The 15,750-nt window shown below is 66.5% G+C and carries 16 protein-coding genes and 1 riboswitch; of the genes, 5 read left to right on the top strand and 11 right to left on the bottom strand.

What is annotated here, in order from left to right:
• Positions 1–112 precede the first annotated feature (112 nt).
• Positions 113–305: riboswitch (cyclic di-AMP (ydaO/yuaA leader) on the top strand.
• Between the two features lie 3 nt (positions 306–308).
• Entirely contained in the window at positions 309–1,061 is a 753-nt protein-coding gene (locus ASF98_RS15555; RefSeq protein ID WP_055803424.1) for an NlpC/P60 family protein, read from the top strand.
• A gap of 110 nt (positions 1,062–1,171) precedes the next feature.
• On the opposite strand, the gene ASF98_RS15550 is transcribed toward ASF98_RS15555, so the two are convergent.
• The gene (locus ASF98_RS15550) at positions 1,172–1,777 is read right to left on the bottom strand and encodes a hypothetical protein (protein ID WP_055803422.1); all 606 of its coding nucleotides are present in this window, start codon (positions 1,775–1,777) and stop codon (positions 1,172–1,174) included.
• A gap of 134 nt (positions 1,778–1,911) precedes the next feature.
• Here ASF98_RS15550 and ASF98_RS15545 point away from each other — a divergent pair, with 134 nt between their 5' ends.
• A complete protein-coding gene (locus ASF98_RS15545; protein WP_055803420.1) occupies positions 1,912–2,106 on the top strand; it encodes a DUF1918 domain-containing protein in 195 nt (64 codons plus the stop codon).
• A 79-nt stretch (positions 2,107–2,185) separates the two neighbouring features.
• On the opposite strand, the gene ASF98_RS15540 is transcribed toward ASF98_RS15545, so the two are convergent.
• Entirely contained in the window at positions 2,186–2,563 is a 378-nt protein-coding gene (locus ASF98_RS15540) for a cupin domain-containing protein (protein ID WP_055803417.1), read from the bottom strand.
• Between the two features lie 202 nt (positions 2,564–2,765).
• A complete protein-coding gene (locus tag ASF98_RS15535) occupies positions 2,766–4,214 on the bottom strand; it encodes a DUF5129 domain-containing protein (RefSeq protein WP_055803414.1) in 1,449 nt (482 codons plus the stop codon).
• A gap of 113 nt (positions 4,215–4,327) precedes the next feature.
• Here ASF98_RS15535 and ASF98_RS15530 point away from each other — a divergent pair, with 113 nt between their 5' ends.
• A complete protein-coding gene (locus tag ASF98_RS15530) occupies positions 4,328–4,792 on the top strand; it encodes a hypothetical protein (protein ID WP_055803412.1) in 465 nt (154 codons plus the stop codon).
• Entirely contained in the window at positions 4,789–6,501 is a 1,713-nt protein-coding gene (locus tag ASF98_RS15525; protein ID WP_055803410.1) for a DUF5671 domain-containing protein, read from the top strand. Before ASF98_RS15530 ends, ASF98_RS15525 begins: the two co-directional genes overlap by 4 nt.
• 5 nt (positions 6,502–6,506) lie before the next feature.
• Here ASF98_RS15525 and ASF98_RS15520 read toward each other — a convergent pair whose 3' ends face one another.
• The 7 genes from ASF98_RS15520 to ASF98_RS15490 all read right to left on the bottom strand — a co-directional run bounded on the left by ASF98_RS15520 (position 6,507) and on the right by ASF98_RS15490 (position 14,390).
• Positions 6,507–8,198, bottom strand: coding sequence for a SulP family inorganic anion transporter (locus ASF98_RS15520; RefSeq protein ID WP_055803407.1), 1,692 nt, complete (start codon positions 8,196–8,198; stop codon positions 6,507–6,509).
• 32 nt (positions 8,199–8,230) lie between these two features.
• Positions 8,231–8,929 carry an endonuclease/exonuclease/phosphatase family protein gene (locus ASF98_RS15515; RefSeq protein WP_055803404.1) on the bottom strand — a complete coding sequence of 233 codons (699 nt, stop codon included), beginning with the start codon at positions 8,927–8,929 and terminating at the stop codon, positions 8,231–8,233.
• A gap of 179 nt (positions 8,930–9,108) precedes the next feature.
• Complete coding sequence (locus ASF98_RS15510) at positions 9,109–10,692, bottom strand: carbohydrate-binding domain-containing protein (protein ID WP_055803402.1); 1,584 nt, start codon at positions 10,690–10,692, stop codon at positions 9,109–9,111.
• A 75-nt stretch (positions 10,693–10,767) separates the two neighbouring features.
• A complete protein-coding gene (locus tag ASF98_RS15505) occupies positions 10,768–11,556 on the bottom strand; it encodes a polyphosphate polymerase domain-containing protein (RefSeq protein WP_055803399.1) in 789 nt (262 codons plus the stop codon).
• Positions 11,553–12,224 (bottom strand): DUF4956 domain-containing protein, encoded by a 672-nt coding sequence (locus ASF98_RS15500; protein ID WP_055803397.1) that lies wholly within the window; start codon positions 12,222–12,224, stop codon positions 11,553–11,555. Before ASF98_RS15500 ends, ASF98_RS15505 begins: the two co-directional genes overlap by 4 nt.
• Positions 12,225–12,299: 75 nt before the next feature.
• Positions 12,300–13,394: a bifunctional glycosyltransferase family 2/GtrA family protein gene (locus ASF98_RS15495; RefSeq protein WP_055803395.1), complete on the bottom strand. Its 1,095-nt coding sequence runs from the start codon at positions 13,392–13,394 to the stop codon at positions 12,300–12,302.
• A gap of 9 nt (positions 13,395–13,403) precedes the next feature.
• Positions 13,404–14,390, bottom strand: coding sequence for a phosphodiester glycosidase family protein (locus ASF98_RS15490; protein WP_055803392.1), 987 nt, complete (start codon positions 14,388–14,390; stop codon positions 13,404–13,406).
• Positions 14,391–14,527: 137 nt separating this feature from the next.
• On the opposite strand from ASF98_RS15490, the gene ASF98_RS15485 reads away from it, so the two are divergent.
• Entirely contained in the window at positions 14,528–15,331 is an 804-nt protein-coding gene (locus ASF98_RS15485; RefSeq protein WP_055803389.1) for a thioesterase family protein, read from the top strand.
• 29 nt (positions 15,332–15,360) lie between these two features.
• Here the strand turns inward: ASF98_RS15485 and ASF98_RS15480 are convergent, their stop codons facing one another.
• Positions 15,361–15,750: a DUF2177 family protein gene (locus ASF98_RS15480; RefSeq protein WP_055803386.1), complete on the bottom strand. Its 390-nt coding sequence runs from the start codon at positions 15,748–15,750 to the stop codon at positions 15,361–15,363.

The following is a 15,750-nucleotide window of genomic DNA, read 5'->3' as shown; positions in this document are numbered from 1 at the left end:
GGTGCCGGGGGAGGGCCCGACGGCCCCGTTACCTTGATGTGACATCCCAACGGTGGCCCGCGTACGGTGGAACGGTGCCCGTTGTCTCAGATACCGGCACTCCCGGGCGGATTGCCTAACCCTGCCGCGGTCCGGGATCCGATCGAAACCATCCGGCAGGGACGGGGAAACCACTTTTGACCGGCAGAGTTCGTGCTGGTCTTCGGGGTGAAGCCGCACGCCATCCGCAACGCGGAAGGGCGCTGCGGCCGGGTGTCTCCCATCCGAATCCGACAGCTAACCTCGCAGGCATCGGGAGAGGTTAATTCATGCTTTCACGCAAACTGCCCGCTCATCATCGGTCAACCGCGCCCACGGGGCGCTCCGGGTCCACATCGGCCGGGGGCCGGAGCAGGGCCGGCCGGCAGGCTGCGGTCATTGCCGCTGCCTCGGGCCTGGTCCTGTCCAGCGGCATGGCGGCCCAGGCCGCTGAAGCCCCGGCGGAACGTGACTCAGCTCCGGCGACGGCCCCCGACATCAATGCCGAAGTGGGTGCCCCGCTCAGCGCTGATTCCCATGTCAGGATCAGCTACGAGCGTCCGGACGTCAGCACCACGCCCGCCCCCGTGGAGGTACCGGTCGAAGAGCCCGTCCCGGCAGTGGCGGCAGCCCCCGCGGCGGCTCCGGCGCCTGCCGCTCCTGCTGTTTCCGTGCAGGTCCAGGCTGCGGTGCCCGCTCCCGCCCCGGCGCCTGTTGCCGGCGGTGTCAACGCCGCCATGGTTTCTGCCGCCTACGCGCAGCTGGGCATCACCCAGGACTGCACCGCCATGGTGGAAAAGGCCCTTGGCTCAGCCGGCATTCCGGTCGGCGACCTGGGACCCATGCAGTTTATGAACTATGGCTCCGTGGTGGGGGAGCCCCAGCCCGGCGACATGGTGGTGCAGTCCGGCCACGTCGGCATCTACATCGGCGACGGCCAGGTGATCAGCGGCGGAATGAACGGCGTAAACGCCACCGTCACGCACCCGCTGTCCTGGCTGACGGCCACCGGCGGCGTGACCTTCGTCCGCGCCGGAGCCTAGCCTCCCCGCCGCCTCCTCAAGCGGGCGAGATGGCCGGCGATCAGCTGTCTTGGGGGCAGCAGGTCGCCGGCCTTCCGCGTATTCGTGGCACAACGGGGCACGCGGGTCCCTCAGGGCGGCGAGATGGTGAGCTGAGCCGTGCTCTCGCCTTCCGCGAATTTGATGCGCAGCAGCGCGTCGCGGGTGTCCGCCGGAAGGGTGAAGCGGACGCCACCCGACTTGCTCGAATCGCCCGCGACCAACTCGTTCAGGCCGGGATCGGGGGAGTAACTGACGCCACCGACGTTCAGCCTGAACGTTGAGTCCCAGAAGTTCAGGTCATACCGGCCGTGGTTGGTGCACCTGAGCGTGAGGGTCAGTGCGATTTTGCCGGACACATCGGGGCGCGCACTGGCGTTGAGAATTTCATATTCGACGTCGGCGGCCCGGTACGTGCGTTCGGCTGGCAGGGCTACCTTCCATTCCGCGCTGTTACCTGTGCCGGACCCGGGGGCGGACGTCGACGCACCAGCGCCCGGCTGTGAGGCGCCGGTGGAAGCGGCCGGGGAACCCATGCCGGAGGCGCTCGCCGTCGAGGCGGCGGGACGGCCGGCGTCGAACATCCCCAGTTGCCCCATCCCGAGCAGCAGCCCCGTCACAGCGGTGATCACAGCTGCTGCAGCGGTCAGCAGGCCGGGCAGCGTAGCCCACCAGTTGTTGGGTTTTTCCTCCGCCATAGCCGTTCCCCCTCGGTCCCGTGCCAAGGTCAGTTCAGTCGTATCCCCGGCCGTACACCCTCGAACTTCCAGTGCGCAACGGCCCTGTTATCCCCGCCCCGAGACTCGTACTCTGGTTCTTGGAGGTGATTGCCATGAAGGCAACCCAGGGAGACCGGATCACTATCCGGGGCAAGACGGTCGGATCGTCGGAGCGGCACGGCCAGATCGTTGAGGTTCACGGCGCTGATGGAGCGCCGCCGTATGTGGTGCGATTCGACGACGGCCATCAAACCACTGTCATCCCCGGCGGGGACTTCGTGATTGACAGGATCCACCCGCAGCAGTGAACCCGCGGTAGTGGCCCCGCAGCCAACCGGCCCGCAGCCAACCGGGCTGTTTCGCGCCCGGTTGCTTCGGCGCGGCCGGTTACTCGGGGGACTTGGCGAACACCGCGGCGCTGACGAACTCCACCCCGGTGAAGGGTTCGTCGCCTTCGACCCACGCGTCATGGCCTGGCGGGATGCTGTAGGAATCATGAGCGGCGATGTTGATCTGGTTGCCGTCAGAGGTCTGGACCACGAGTTTGCCGGAAACGCAAAAACCGACATGGCTGAGCTGGCATGACTCGGTCTTTACGACGGGCTTGATGCACTCGGACCAGCGCCAGCCGGGTTCAAATTTGAATCTTCCGATGGTGTAGGCGTCGACGGATACAAGATCCACTTCCGTCTTATCGGGGCGGCGCTGTTCGTCCGGAGAATTGTGGGACTTAACTGCGAGTTGAGCGACAACATTCGTGGTCATGGCTCTCTCCATCAATCAGAATTGCGGATGGGGCTGTCCGGGCCGCAACGGCGACCGGCCAGCGGAGTCGGCTTGCCAGGCCTGAACCCATGCGGCGAACCGATGTAGCGATCGTCTTACGATGCCCAGCTTCCTCCGATCCCGGATTCTTGTCGAGACCCCATGGCGGAACGCAGCCGGCCGCCCGCCGGCAGCCCTGTGCCTAGAAACTGGACGAACTCCCGGACCCGGAAAAACTGCCGCCACTGGCGCCATAGCCGGTGGTGCTGCCGCCGCCGCGGGCCGAGCTGACGCTGCCCACGCCTGTGCTGAATCCGGTATTGAAGGCCGGGACCGAGAAAAAGTAATACGACGGATAGACCGTGCCCAGGATGCTGGGCTCGTAAGCGCGGCCGTGCTTGGCCTTGGTGCCCGCCTGGGCGTTTTCCATTTCCTCGCGCATCATTTTGGCTTCCCGCTCGTTCTTCGTGAAGCCTGCGATCACTGTGTCCGCGTGGTTCTTCAGCAGTTCGGTCAGGTGCGTCCGGGCATCACGCAACCGGTCCAGGGCAGTTTCGGGGCTGATGGTGCCCTCGGCGAGTTCGGCCGACCAGCGCTCGATGTCACGTTGGCTCTGCTCGCGGAAGGACCGGAGCGCCGCAGCTGTCGCCGAGTCGCCCTCGGCATGGCGCTTGCTGAGCATCTGTTCGATGGCGGCCAGGTCGCTGCGGAACGGCGCCAGCTGCCGGTCCCACGCAGGTGCCCACGCCGATCCGCGGTTCAGCAGGGCGTTGGTGTCGGCTATGACGTCATCGAGCGCATCCAGTTCCGCAGACGCGTCGGCATAATTCCGTGCCAGCTTCAGGTTGGGCCGCCGTCCCATGGCCCGTGGAGTCAGCGCGTGCGCCTGGTTGGACAGCTGGGTGGCCGCGTTGTACTTGGCCAGGAAAGTGCGGTGCTTCTCCAGGACGGTGCTGCCGTACCGTGAGGACTCCGGGATGGTGCCGGCGTTCAGCTCGGTGACTTGTAAGTCCATGCTCACGTTGGCGTAGCTGGCGTCCCCGCGGGCGAGTTCCCGGCGGCTGTCCACCCTGGTCCGCCATCGCACAATCAGCCAGGTGGCGGCGCCAAGGACAGCCGCTGCCACGGCGCTCCAGGCCGTGACCAGGAACGCCGCTGACCGGTACCAGGGCTGGTTGATCAATTCCGCTCCGCGCCGGATGCCGGCGATTGTGCCGTCGGTCCACTGGGCATCCCGCAGTAGATCCTTGGAAGCGTTCTGGATTTCCTCCCGCTGTTCCAGGGACACCTTGCGGTCCTCGCCCATGTACGTGCCCACATGGCGGCCTACCGGATCCAAGGCGAAGATGAAGAGACCATCCGCCCATTTCTGGCCGTCCGTGCTGATCCATTCCGGATGTTCGGCGCGGGCGAAGCGAAGGACTTCCTCGTTGAGGTTGTCCGCCGCCGCACCGCGGTAGGTGAAGACGGCAACGCGGGTGGGTTCGTAGAAGTCGATGGCTTCCACCGCCGGGACCAGCCGGCTGCGGTCCAGCACGCCCGCGCGGTCCTCCACCACGAACTCAACCGGCGGCTCCGCCAGGGCGGCGGCGGCAGAACCGCAGAGCAGGCCGAGCAGGACAAGCAGTACGGCAGCCAGGAGCCTGCGCATGATTCCCTTTTCCCGTGGAGAAACATTTGTCTCCAGCCTTGTTGATGCCCACCACCGGTGATAGGGCCGAAAGTACCGTAGCTAGGGGGTGGGCCGTGCGCCATACTGACCACATGAACGCGGCGGCGGGAAGACCTAACAGGATCCTCGTGGTGATCCTGGCAATTATTGGCGTGCTGGCGGTGGCTGCGCTCGCTGTGGTCTTCTCGCGGGGTGAACCGGCCCTGCTGGATGAGTCCACGCCCCAGGGCGTGGTGCAACGCTACTCTGCAGCTGTCATCGACGGCGATGAGGCGGCGGCCACCGCCTACCTCACGGAAACAGCCCGGACCCAGTGCGTCGACTTTGAGCGGTCGTCCACGGAAAACCTGCGCGTTACCTTGGTGTCCACCACTGAACGGGCGTCGTCCGCGGACGTGAGGGTGCTGATGGTGGTGTCCAACGGGAGCGGACCCTTCGGTAACTCGGAGTACGAAACCGAGGACGTGTTCGATCTCGTCAAAACGGACGGCAAGTGGCTGATCGATTCCGCTCCCTGGCAGCTCCGGGTCTGCACGAACCGTGGAGTGAAGCCGTGACCGCTGCCCAGACGGTGCCTGCGCCCGCAGCCGGATCCGCCCAGCCGACGGTCCGGCGCCTCATCGTTTACACGCTGCTTTTCGCCCTGGTCGTGGTGACCGCCATCGGCCTGAGCGGGCTGTTGGGGAGGCTCCTTGGCGCGGGAACGGTGCTCGTGGCGGGTGACGTGGCAGGCCTGGCGCGCTCGCTCGCGTTCACCCTGATCGGCGGCCCCATGGCAGCTGCGCTCTGGTGGTTCGTGTGGCGGCGGCTCGACGATGCCATTGAGCGGTCGTCCGCGGGCTGGGGGCTGTACCTGACCGGCATGTATGCGGTCTCGCTCATCACGTCGGCCACAGCGCTGCTCAGTGCCCTGGCCGCGGTCATCGGGGGCGAACGGCTGGGCTGGCAGCTATCGCTGTCCAACGGAGTGGTCTGGGCCGCCGTGCTGGCATGGCACCGCTGGATGTGGCGCCATCCGCGGAAGAGCCCCTTGCTGATTCCGGACGTTCCCACGGTTGTGGGGGCGGCTTTCGGGCTCATCATCGGTGCGGGCGGCTCGATCACAGCGCTCGCGAATCTTCTGGACACCGCGATTCAGGGCTTCACCGCGTCCGCGTCCCTCGGGGATCCGTGGTGGAAGCTGGTGCTTCAGGCGCTCGCCTGGGGTCTCGGTGGCGTCGCCATCTGGTGGTGGCACTGGATTCACGACGGCGGACGCCGGCTGACGACTGATTTCGCCGACGTCGCCCTGGTGGTTATTGGAATCCTCGGTGCTGTCCTCCTGACGGTGGGCGGCTTCGGTAGTGTCCTGTTTGTCCTGCTGAGGCTTGCCTTTGACCGCACGGACCCGGTGAGTGAAATCCTGGAGCCGCTCGGCGCGGCGATTGCGGCCGGCGCAGTGGGTTCCCTCGTCTGGGCGTACCACCGGGCCGTCTCCGCAGGACGAATCGGCACCACGCTGCAGGCGGCGAAGCTTGTGACGTCAGGGGTGGGCCTGGCGGCTGCCGCCACCGGAATCGGCATTGTGGTCAACTCAGCGCTCAGCATCGCGGCGACGCCACTGGCCGGCGACGGCATCCGTACCCTGCTGCTCGGCGGAATCAGCGCGCTGGCAGTTGGTGGACCTCTCTGGTGGCTCACCTGGAAACCCGGGGTTCCGCCCGAGCCGACCGAACTCGGACGCCGCGGCCGGCGGGTGTACCTCATCGCCGTGTTCGGCCTGAGCGCGATCGTCGCCGTCATCACCCTCCTGGTGATCGGATACCGGGTCTTCGAATTCCTGCTCGACGACGTCAGCGGCGGAAGCCTGGTGGACCGCACCCGGGCGCCGCTCGGCCTGCTGGTGGCGACGGGGCTCGCTGCCGGATACCACTTCGCGGTCTGGCGTCACGACCGTTCGCTGACTGCTGCTGCCGCGCCCCGGAAGCGTACGGTCAGGAAACTGATCCTGGTGGCCGCGGGAGATCCGGAGCCGCTGGTACGGGTGGCAGCGGAGGTCACCGGTGCGGCTGTCACTGTGTGGAAAAAGGCCGACGCCGGAACCTCCGACGCGGTGGCGTCCGGTACGGCGTCGTCCGGCACTGCTTCGTCCGGCCCCACCGAGGAAGCCGCGGGCGGCTTGTCCGAGCAGCTCGCCCGGGCATTGGAAGGTGTCGCGGCGGACCGTGTCCTGGTGATCACGGGCCCTGGGTCCCGCATCGAAGTGATACCGCTGGGTTTGGACTGACGATCCTAGATTCCGAACGTCCGCTTGTAGGTCCGCACCGCGTTGTTGACCGTGGGGAAGAAGTGGTCCGGGCCGAACCTGCTGCTGACCCCGAACTTGAGCAGGCGGTCCTTGACGGGGCCCTTCAACTCGGCGAAGACCAGGCTGATGCCCTGGCCGGCCAGTTCGTCGTCGAGTTCCACGAGGTCGTCCAAGGCGGTGGTGTCCAGGTCCGTGATGGCCTCCGATGCCACAATGACCCATTTGACCGGTCCCGGGGCGTTCGCAACAAGATGGCGGATGTGCTCCGCAAACACGGCACCGTTGGCGAAGAAGAGCGGGGCGTCAAAGCGGGCGATCACGAGGCCCGGGACACGCTGGCCCTCCGGGTGCCGGCTGAGGTCGTGGTAGCCAGGGACGTCCTCCAGGCTGGCAAGCTCAGTGCGGTACGGATCCCACGCCCGCCGGACGAACGCGATGAGCGACAGCCCGATGGCAATGACGATGCCCTGCAGCACGCCGACGAACGCGACCCCGAGGAACGTGGCAATGAGGAGGGCCGTTTCCATCCGGCTCATCCGGACCAGCCGGAGCATGGTCTTGAAGTCGACCAGCGAGGCTGCAGCCACGATGACGACGGCGGCCAGCGTGGTGGTGGGGAGGAATGCCGTCACCTCGGGCGCCGCCACCATAAAGACCACCACCAGGAGCGCGGCGACGATGCCGCTGAAGGGCGTGCGGGCTCCGGCGTCGAGCGCGATCGGCGTCCGGGAAGAGCTGCCGCAGACCGGAAAGCCGCCGAGCATTCCGCTGGCCACGTTGGCGATCCCCAGTGCCCCCATTTCCTGGTTGCCGCTCGTGTGGATGCCGCGTCGTCCGGCGAGGCTTTTGGACAAAGTGGACGTATCAGCAAATGCGATCAGGGCGATGCCGGCCGCCGGCCCGATTAGCCCGACAACATCGTGCATGGTGATGCCTGCAAGCGCCGGTGCCGGCAGGCCGGGCGGGAGGGCTCCGACCATCGGCATGGCGTCCTTGAGGTCCAGGGCGGCGGCCGCTGCAATGGAGGCTGCCACAGCCAGCAGTACGCCCGGAACCTTCCAGGGAAGGAAACGGCCGGCGACGATGATGGCCACTGTGGCGACCCCGAACAGCAGCGCCACGGGATTGGCGGCTCCACGCAGGACGGCTTCGACGGTCTCCGTCGCCTTCGCCGGCAGCGTGTCGCCGGAGACTGTGATCCCGAGCAGCCTGGGCAGTTGGCTGACCATGATGGCGAGGGCGATGCCATTGAGGTAGCCCACCCGGATCGGCTTGGACAGCAGCCCGGTGATGAAGCCCAGCCTGAAGATCCGGCCGGCGACGAGGAAGATTCCGATCAGGATTGCCAGGACGCCGGCGAGCGCCACGGCATGGGCCGGATCCCGTCCGGCGAGCGGGAGCAGTGCGGCGGCGATCATGGGTGCCAGCGATGAATCAGGTCCCACGATGATCACGCGGGCAGGCCCGAAAACCGCGTAAAACAGCATGGGCACCACCGACGCGTACAGCCCCGTGACCGCGGGCAGCCCTGCCGCTTCGGCGTAGGCCATCCCGGCGGGTATCAGCGCCGCGCTAAGGGCTGCTCCCGCGGCAAGATCGGACTTGAGCCAGGGCAGCTGGTATGTCCGGGCCAGTTGGATGCCCGGAACGGCTTTCAGGATCCAATCGCGGTGCATTGGGGCCTCCCGGGCTGGTGGTCGGCGTCAGGTTACGGTGTGCCCTGGATGGGGCCGTAATCCTGGCCGTATTCGGCCGAGACCAAGATGGGAAGGTGGTCCGAGGCGCCGCGTGGCAGGGTTTCCACGCTTTCGATGTCCAGGCCGAGGGAAGTGGCAAAGTCGAAATGCCCCTTGAAGACCTTGTACCTCGTATAAGTCCGCCGGTCGCTGAGGGAGAGCTCGTACCCGGAGTTCTTCATGTGTTCGTTGAGATTTTTGGTGAAGAACGGGTAGTTGAAGTCACCCACCATGAGCGTCATCAGCCCGCTGCCCATCCCGAGGAGCTCCGCGTGGGCCGCCTTGATCTGCTTGCGGCGCAGAGAATTGGAGGCCGTCAGGGGCGCCGCGTGGAACGAGGCGATCACCAGCTCATGGTCTGTTTCGTTGTCCACCACCCGGGTGCCGATCAGACGCTCATGGGCCGGGGCCAGGACGCGGTCGTGCAATGACTTCTTCAACGCGAAAGTGTTGGTTTCAAAGGCTGTGAAGCGGTCCATCCGGTAGTAGATGGCGAGCCCCAGCCTGTTGCCCTTGGTTGAATCGGCCAGGTGAAGCGGCCCCAGTGTGTCCGGCAGATCCGTGGTGTCGCACTCCTGCAGGCACAAGGCATCTATCCCGAAGTCGCTGGCCAGATCCTGCAGTTCACCGACCGCCGCGTGCTTGCGAAGGTTGTAGCTGATGACTCGTATCAGGGGAATACCTCTTCCGAGCGTAGTAAGGAGAACCGACTCCTGAGTCTAGTCCGTACATGGTGCCGAGCACAGAAGGCCCGCACGGAACGACGCCACGGAAGGGCGGCCGGCGAAAGCGGCCAGGCATGACGGCGGGGGACGCGGCCGCGCCGTCGTCCCCCGCCTGCGTATTGCCTTTAGCGGCCGCCGGGACCGCGTGCGGCGGTGTATTCGCCGGCAGTGACGGTGCCTTGCTCCTGGGCACCGTCAAGTGTTCCTTCTCCGAGGCCGGCAGTGACCTTGGCGGTCCCGCCGGTGTACACCGTGTATTCCTCGCCGGCCGTGATGGCTGCGGAGGAGTAGACCAGCGAAGCTGCCTGCTTGGACGTCACGAACGTCCCCACGACTGCGCCGCTGGAGTCCGCCAGTTGGATGGTGGTGCCGGCCGGAAGGGCCGAGCCGAAGGTGAGCTGGACGCCGGACTGCGCCGAGGACGTCCCCGGGGTGACAGCCATGCCGGAGCTTCCCGCGGCCGCCACCGTTCCGCCGTTGACCACGAGTTCGCCGTTGACGTCCAGTGCGCCGTTGCCATCGTTGGTGGGGCCGTTGACCACGACCGTGCCGCCGGTGATGGTGGCGCTGCCGTTGGAGTCCAGGCCGTCACCCTGCGAATTGATGGTGAGTGAGCCGCCGCTGATTTCCACGGTGTAGTCTCCTGCGGCCATTTCTCCGCCGCCGCCACCCATGCCGCCGCCCATTCCGCCCTGCGAGGTGGTACCCGTGCTGCCCCCGGAAGCGTTGACGCCGTCGTCGTTGGAGGTGACGCTGGCGGTACCGCCCGAGAGCACGATGTGCTGGGCTTCCAGGCCTTCTTCGGACTCTTTCACCGTGGCGGTGCCGGCGGCGATGGAGAGCGTGTTGAAGGCCTTGATGCCGTCGTCGCCGGCACTGACGTTGAGGGTTCCACCGTTGATGAGGACCCAGCCGCGGCCTTCGTCCTCTTCGTTGTCCGACTTGAAGCCGTCGTCGCCGGCCGTCACCTGGTAGGCGCCGTCGAGGAGGACCGCGTAGTCCTTGCCCACGATCCCGTCGTCCTTGGCGTCCACGGTCACATTGCCCGCGGCCAGCACCAGGCCGTCCTTGGCGGAGATGCCGTCGTTGTAGTTGCCGTCCACGGACAGTGAGCCGCTGCCGGCGATGGTGAGGTCGGCCATGGAGTACAGCGCGGCGTTGGGTGCATCGTCGCCCTGGTCGGTGTAGCTGGCGGCGTCGGCCAGGGTGTTGGAGGTGCCCTCTGCCAGGAAGACGATTGCTTCGTTGGCGCTTTGCACCACAAACGGGGATCCGGTGGAGCTGGTCACGTCCGCGCCGTCCAGGATGATGCGCACTACGTCCTCTTCACCGGCGGCAACCACCACCTGCCCGTCCGTCAGCGAACCGCTCAGGCGGTAGGTTCCGGCAGCGCTGATGGTGACGGTATCGCCGTCGACCTTTACCGCGGAGGACGAATCTGATGTAACAGCGCTGGCGCCGTCCGCCAGGGTCACGGCTACTTCGGACGCGGCGTCCCAGGTGAGGTCGTCGGCGTCGTAGTGGGTGTCCGCCGAGAGGGTATCCAGGGAGACGGCCTCGGCCGTTCCGGACGACCCTGACGTTGCTGAGTTGGAAGTGGCGCCGGTGATCGAGGTTCCGGTGGAGGTGGTGCCGGCCGCGGAGCAGCCAGCCAGGCCCACGGCAAGGGCCAGGGCGGTGACGGAGAGGTAAGTGCGGAAGCTTTTCATGGTGTGTGTTCCTTCGGTGAAGTATGTGCGTGAAGCGGGGGGAGGCCGGCGGGGGAAGCCTGCGCGGGAAAGGGTTCAGGCGGCGGGGCGGAGGGCCAGAGTCCGGCGTAGCGTGCGGTTCCAGCGGTTGGCCGGCAGCTCGGGGCAGAGGGCCGCCATTCCTGTGGCGAATTTGGAGATCCTGGAGGGCCGGACGCCGTGGGCCCAGAGGTGCCGGTCCAGCGGACCCGCCGTCGACCCGGACTTGGTCTCCAAAATCACGGCGCCATCCAGGACCCAGGCCTGCTCCCCGGGCCGCTGCCAGGTGACGTCCGTGTCGATGGTTGCCCGGCTGCCGGAGTCCGGCAGGTACAGGGTGGTGCGCTGGTAGCGCGTTTCCAGCACCGGGCCCAGGGGGCTGTCCGGAACGCAGCCCACCGCGGTGGTGAGGGTCTCGCGGACGTAGTCCAGGCCCTCTGCCGTCAGCCGGGCGCGGTCGGTGAGTTCGTAGGGGATGCGTTCCTTGACGGTGGCCTCGCGGGCGCCTTCCGTCTTGACTTCCAGGAAGCTGGTGGCGCTGTCCACATAGGTCCTGGTGCGGACCTTGTAGCGGCGTCGGCGGCCGTAGGCGGCCAGGAGGTAACTGTCCAGCCCGGCCGAGTCGAAATAGACGGAGTCGTACGCGAAGCAGCGGCAGCCGTCCATCTCAAGGACCCGGACATCGGCGTCGAATGTGGTCAGCAGCTCCTGTGCCTGTGCCTCGGGGACCACGTACTTCCGGTCCACGCGGGTCTGCAGTGCGGCCTCCGCGTTCAGCTGGTCCAGCCCGATAGACGGGAGCAGGCGGAGGGAGTCCAGGACGCCGGCCTGCGCCGGGGCGGTCATGCCGCACCGGCCGAGGCATGGACGGGAGCGGAAGCCGGAGCGGAGACGGGGTCGGACAGCTGCGGGACGGTTCCGGGAATGGCCTCCGGGTACGCTGCGGTGAAGGTTGCGGCCGGAAAGGTCGCAGGGACGTAGGCGTAGCGAACATCAACAACCGTCTTGTCGTTGACGAGGTCCAGCTCCTGCACGGTGGCCGAGTGGACCTTGCCGTGGACCACATCTTCGAGCCGGGCGTAGAGTTCCTCGTCAACGGCGATGGCGCGGTCCAGGATCACTATCTGGTGGCGGTACGCGGGCAGGACGCGGGAATGGTCTCCCACGAACATCACCAGCAGGATCATGGCCATCAGCGCCAGTGGCAGCCACACGGGGTCGATGCCGAGGCCGGCGATCAGGCCCAGGGCCAGTGCTGAGAAATAGTAGGCCACCTCGTGCTGCGCCAGTTCGGTGGAGCGCAGCCGGATGATGGACAGGACACCGAAGAGGCCGAGGCCCAGGCCCACGCCGGCGGCCGAGCCGGAGAGTGCGGCCGCAACTGCCATGACGCCGACATTCATGCCGAGGTAGGACACCACCAGGTCGCGGCGCCGGTGCCGGCGGAGGTACAGGGCGAAGGTCAGGATGCTGATGGCGGCCAGGTCGGCGGCGATGAGGATGAGGGGTGTCATGGGATTCTCCGGAATCTGATTGGTGGACTGGTTTTCACGATCCACGCCCAAACTGTGCAGGTGCTGTGACGGAACCTAGGCCGGAATATGAGTGTTTGCCGGGAGTTCATCTGCTGTTTCCGCCGCGGCTTTGCCGTTGACCTTCCCGGCATTCTTCCCGGCAAAGAGGAACCGCTGCTGCACCGCGTAGCTGGTGGCCAGCAGGGCGATTTCGGCAAGGATCTTGGCGGGAAGCATGGCCAGGGACAGCGCTTCAAAGGCGGCGATCAACCCGAAGTTGGCGGCCAGCAGCACCGCGACCAGGGCGAAGTAGCGGACGCCGGTCCGGGCGGCGGGCTTCTCGCGGCCGCGCCGGAACACCAACCGACGGTTGACGGCGAAGTTGACGGCCGAACTTACGGCCCGGGCGCCAACCACCGCCAGGAGCAGGGAGTCGGTGGCCGCGGTGAGGATGAGGAACATCAGGGTGTCCACCAGGAACGCCGTGAAGGAGGACGCCAGGAACTTCAGCAGCGGGGCATAGATCCGGGCGGAGTCCGCCACCGGCCTGAAGTGCGAACCCGCGTTGTGCTCCAGGTACACGGTCGCGATGTCCACGCTGTTGATCGCGTACCCCGCTTGTTTGGCTTCCAGCAGCAGGTTCAGCTCGTACTCGTAGCGCTCGCCGTGGACGGACCGGAGCCAGGGGAGCATCGAGGCGGGGTAGCCGCGGAGGCCCGTCTGGGTGTCGGAAATCCTTTGGCCGGTGGCGAGGGTGAACAGCAGCCGGGTGGCGTTGTTGCCGAACCTGCTGCGGGCCGGGACGTTGCCTGTAAAGCTTCGAGTGCCCAGGACCATGGCCGGTGAGCCGGGTTTCACCGCGGCAGCCACCTTGAGGATGTCCACGATGGTGTGCTGGCCGTCGCTGTCGGCGCAGACCACGTTGCGGCCCGGGAGGTGGTCGGCGATGAAACCGAAGCCGGTCTTGAGCGCGAAGCCCTTTCCCCGGTTGGTGGCGTAGCCGACGACGTGGCACCCGAGTGCCTTGACGCCGTCGAACACGTCCTTGTAGGCGGGACCGCTGCCGTCATCAACCACCACCACCGTGGCCCATGGTTCCGCGTCTCGGATGGAGCGGATCAGGTCGGGCAGCTGCCGGTCAGGCTCGTAAGCCGGGATCAGGATGATCATGTCGGTCTCCTACTGCGCGATGTAGAGGATGTCGGAGGTGCCGCGTTCCTTGTGCTCGCCCAGGGGGTTGTTGACCAGTTCCCCGTTGAAGTACATGGTGGAGGACCCGCCGCCGTCGATGTTGTACGCGGTGGTGGCGCCGAGGCCCTGCATGATTTCCGCCAGCCCGGTCATGGTCACGCCGGCGCTGTAGCCGGGGCTCCGGCCGTCCACCACGACGAAGACGAGGTGGTTTTCGTCGATGATGCCGACGGCGGTGCGGGGCTGTTCGCCCTGGATGGAGTGGTTGCCGAAGTTGGTGTCCACTTCCATGTCCTCGATGCCCGCGGCGACCTCGCCGTCGTTCAACAGGGACGGGCCGAAGGAGAGGGTGTTCCAGACCCCGTCGGCCAGCAGTTGCTCAGCGGTGGTGGCGGTCTCGTCGTAGACCTTGACGGTTCCGTCCCGGTAGAAGGCCAGGCCCTGCCGGGCGCCCTCGTCGCGGAACACCACGCCGTTGCGGATCACGATGCCGGTGTAGCGGAAGCCGTAGTAGTCGCCGTTGATGGCAAACACGGCGTTGTTGGCCTCGGCGATGGCGGACGTGGTCTCGGTGATGTTTTCGCCGAAGCTGTCATTGGCGAACGCCGACTGGAGGGTGGTGGCGTCGTCCAGTACGACGTCGGCAACGTAGTACGTGACGGTGCTGTCGCCGCTGCCGGTGGTCACCGTGGAGATGTTGATGTTGGAACTGCCGGAAACATAGGACGTGTCGGTGGTGACCGCGGCGGTGGTGCCGCTGGATTCGGCGGTGGATTCGGTCGTGGTGTCGGCCGCGGTACTGCTCTGGCTTGCCTGGTAGGCGGAGACCTCCGAGATTTCCACGTGCTGGACTACAAAGCGGTCCAGCGCCCAGGCGGTGGCTCCGCCGGCGGAAAGGGTGAGGGCGACGGCCCCGGCGACGACGGCGCGCCGGATGCGGCCGCCTTTGCGTTTTTCGTTCGTGAGAGGAGTCATGCATTTATTTCTAGGCTTCGGACTTATGCCGGCCATGAGGCCTTGTTATGAGGAAGCTGTGAGGACAAAGGCAAGCTGTGAGCCGTCTAGCGATAGTGTGTTCTGGGATCATCACCAGCCATGCGAAAGGGTCGACGTTGACTGCAGCACTTCCGGAACTCGCCGAGGGGGAGTTCTACTACGAGTCATTGGGCGGCGGGCAGTTCCGTTCCACGATCCACGCCCAGGGTGCCTGGAACGTGCATGAGCAGCACATGGCGCCCGCATCCGGGATCATGGCGGACTGCCTGGAGCGGCATGCCCCGCGGGACGACGTCAGGATGGCGCGCCTGAGCTACGAGATACTGGGACTGATCCCCGGCGGCGATTTTGAGGTCGTCACCACCACCCTCCGCCCGGGCCGCACCATCGAACTGCTGCAGGCCGAACTCGTGGCTGGGGGGCGCGTGGCCATCCGCCTCACCGCGTGGCGGATGATCACGTCCGATACTTCGGCGGTCGCCGCCGTCGAAGATGCCTGCATTCCCGGACCGGAAAAGTGCTCTCCGTACGACGCCGCGAGCGTCTGGCCGGGAGGATACATCCGGTCCCTGGAAATGCGTGTTGCCGACGGACACCGCCCGGGCTCCGGGACAGTCTGGATCCGAACCGCGCACCCGCTGACGGACAAGGCCGACAGTGGCGACCTGGCGCGGCTCATGGGCCTGGTGGACACCGCCAACGGAATAGCGGCGCGGGTACCTCCGGGGAAGGACAGCTACGCGTTCCCCAACCTGGACCTGCAGATCCACATGTACCGGAAACCCGCCGGCGACTGGCTGGGCCTCGACAACGCCGTCTCCTTCGGAGCCGACGGCATCGGACTGACGTCCACGGTGCTCCACGACCTGGACGGGCCCTTCGGCCGGGCAGAGCAGATCCTGACGCTCCGCAAGACGTAGTTTGCCGCGGAACCTGGCTCCTGCGGCCGCTAGTTCTTGTGGAACACCAGCCAGCCGGCCAGGGTGGCCAGGGCAGTCAGCGCTGCGCCCCAGAGGATGTCCACGATGATCAGCTGCAGCGGCCAGGTCTTCAGCGTCGCGGCGTTGGTGAGGTCGTAGGTGGCGTAGGCGAAGGCGCCCAGGGCGGCACCGTAGCCCACCGCGCTAAGCCAGCTGCCGCCGTCGAGCGCGGGTCGCAGGGCGAAGAACACAATGCCGGCAATGTACATCACGTAGAAGACCACCGCGTACCCTAGATTGGGCCGGTCGGCCAGCAGTTCACCAATCTGTCCGCGGTAAAAGGGGTTCATCGTCTTGAGCCAGATTGCGTCAATGACGGCGAAGGCGGCGGCGACGACCAGGAATTGCAGAATGACCAT

The organism is Arthrobacter sp. Leaf337 (genome assembly GCF_001423745.1).
Classification (GTDB): Bacteria; Actinomycetota; Actinomycetes; order Actinomycetales; family Micrococcaceae; genus Arthrobacter.
Note: the sequence above shows the minus strand (reverse complement) of the source record. Positions and strands in the feature narration are given on the sequence as shown.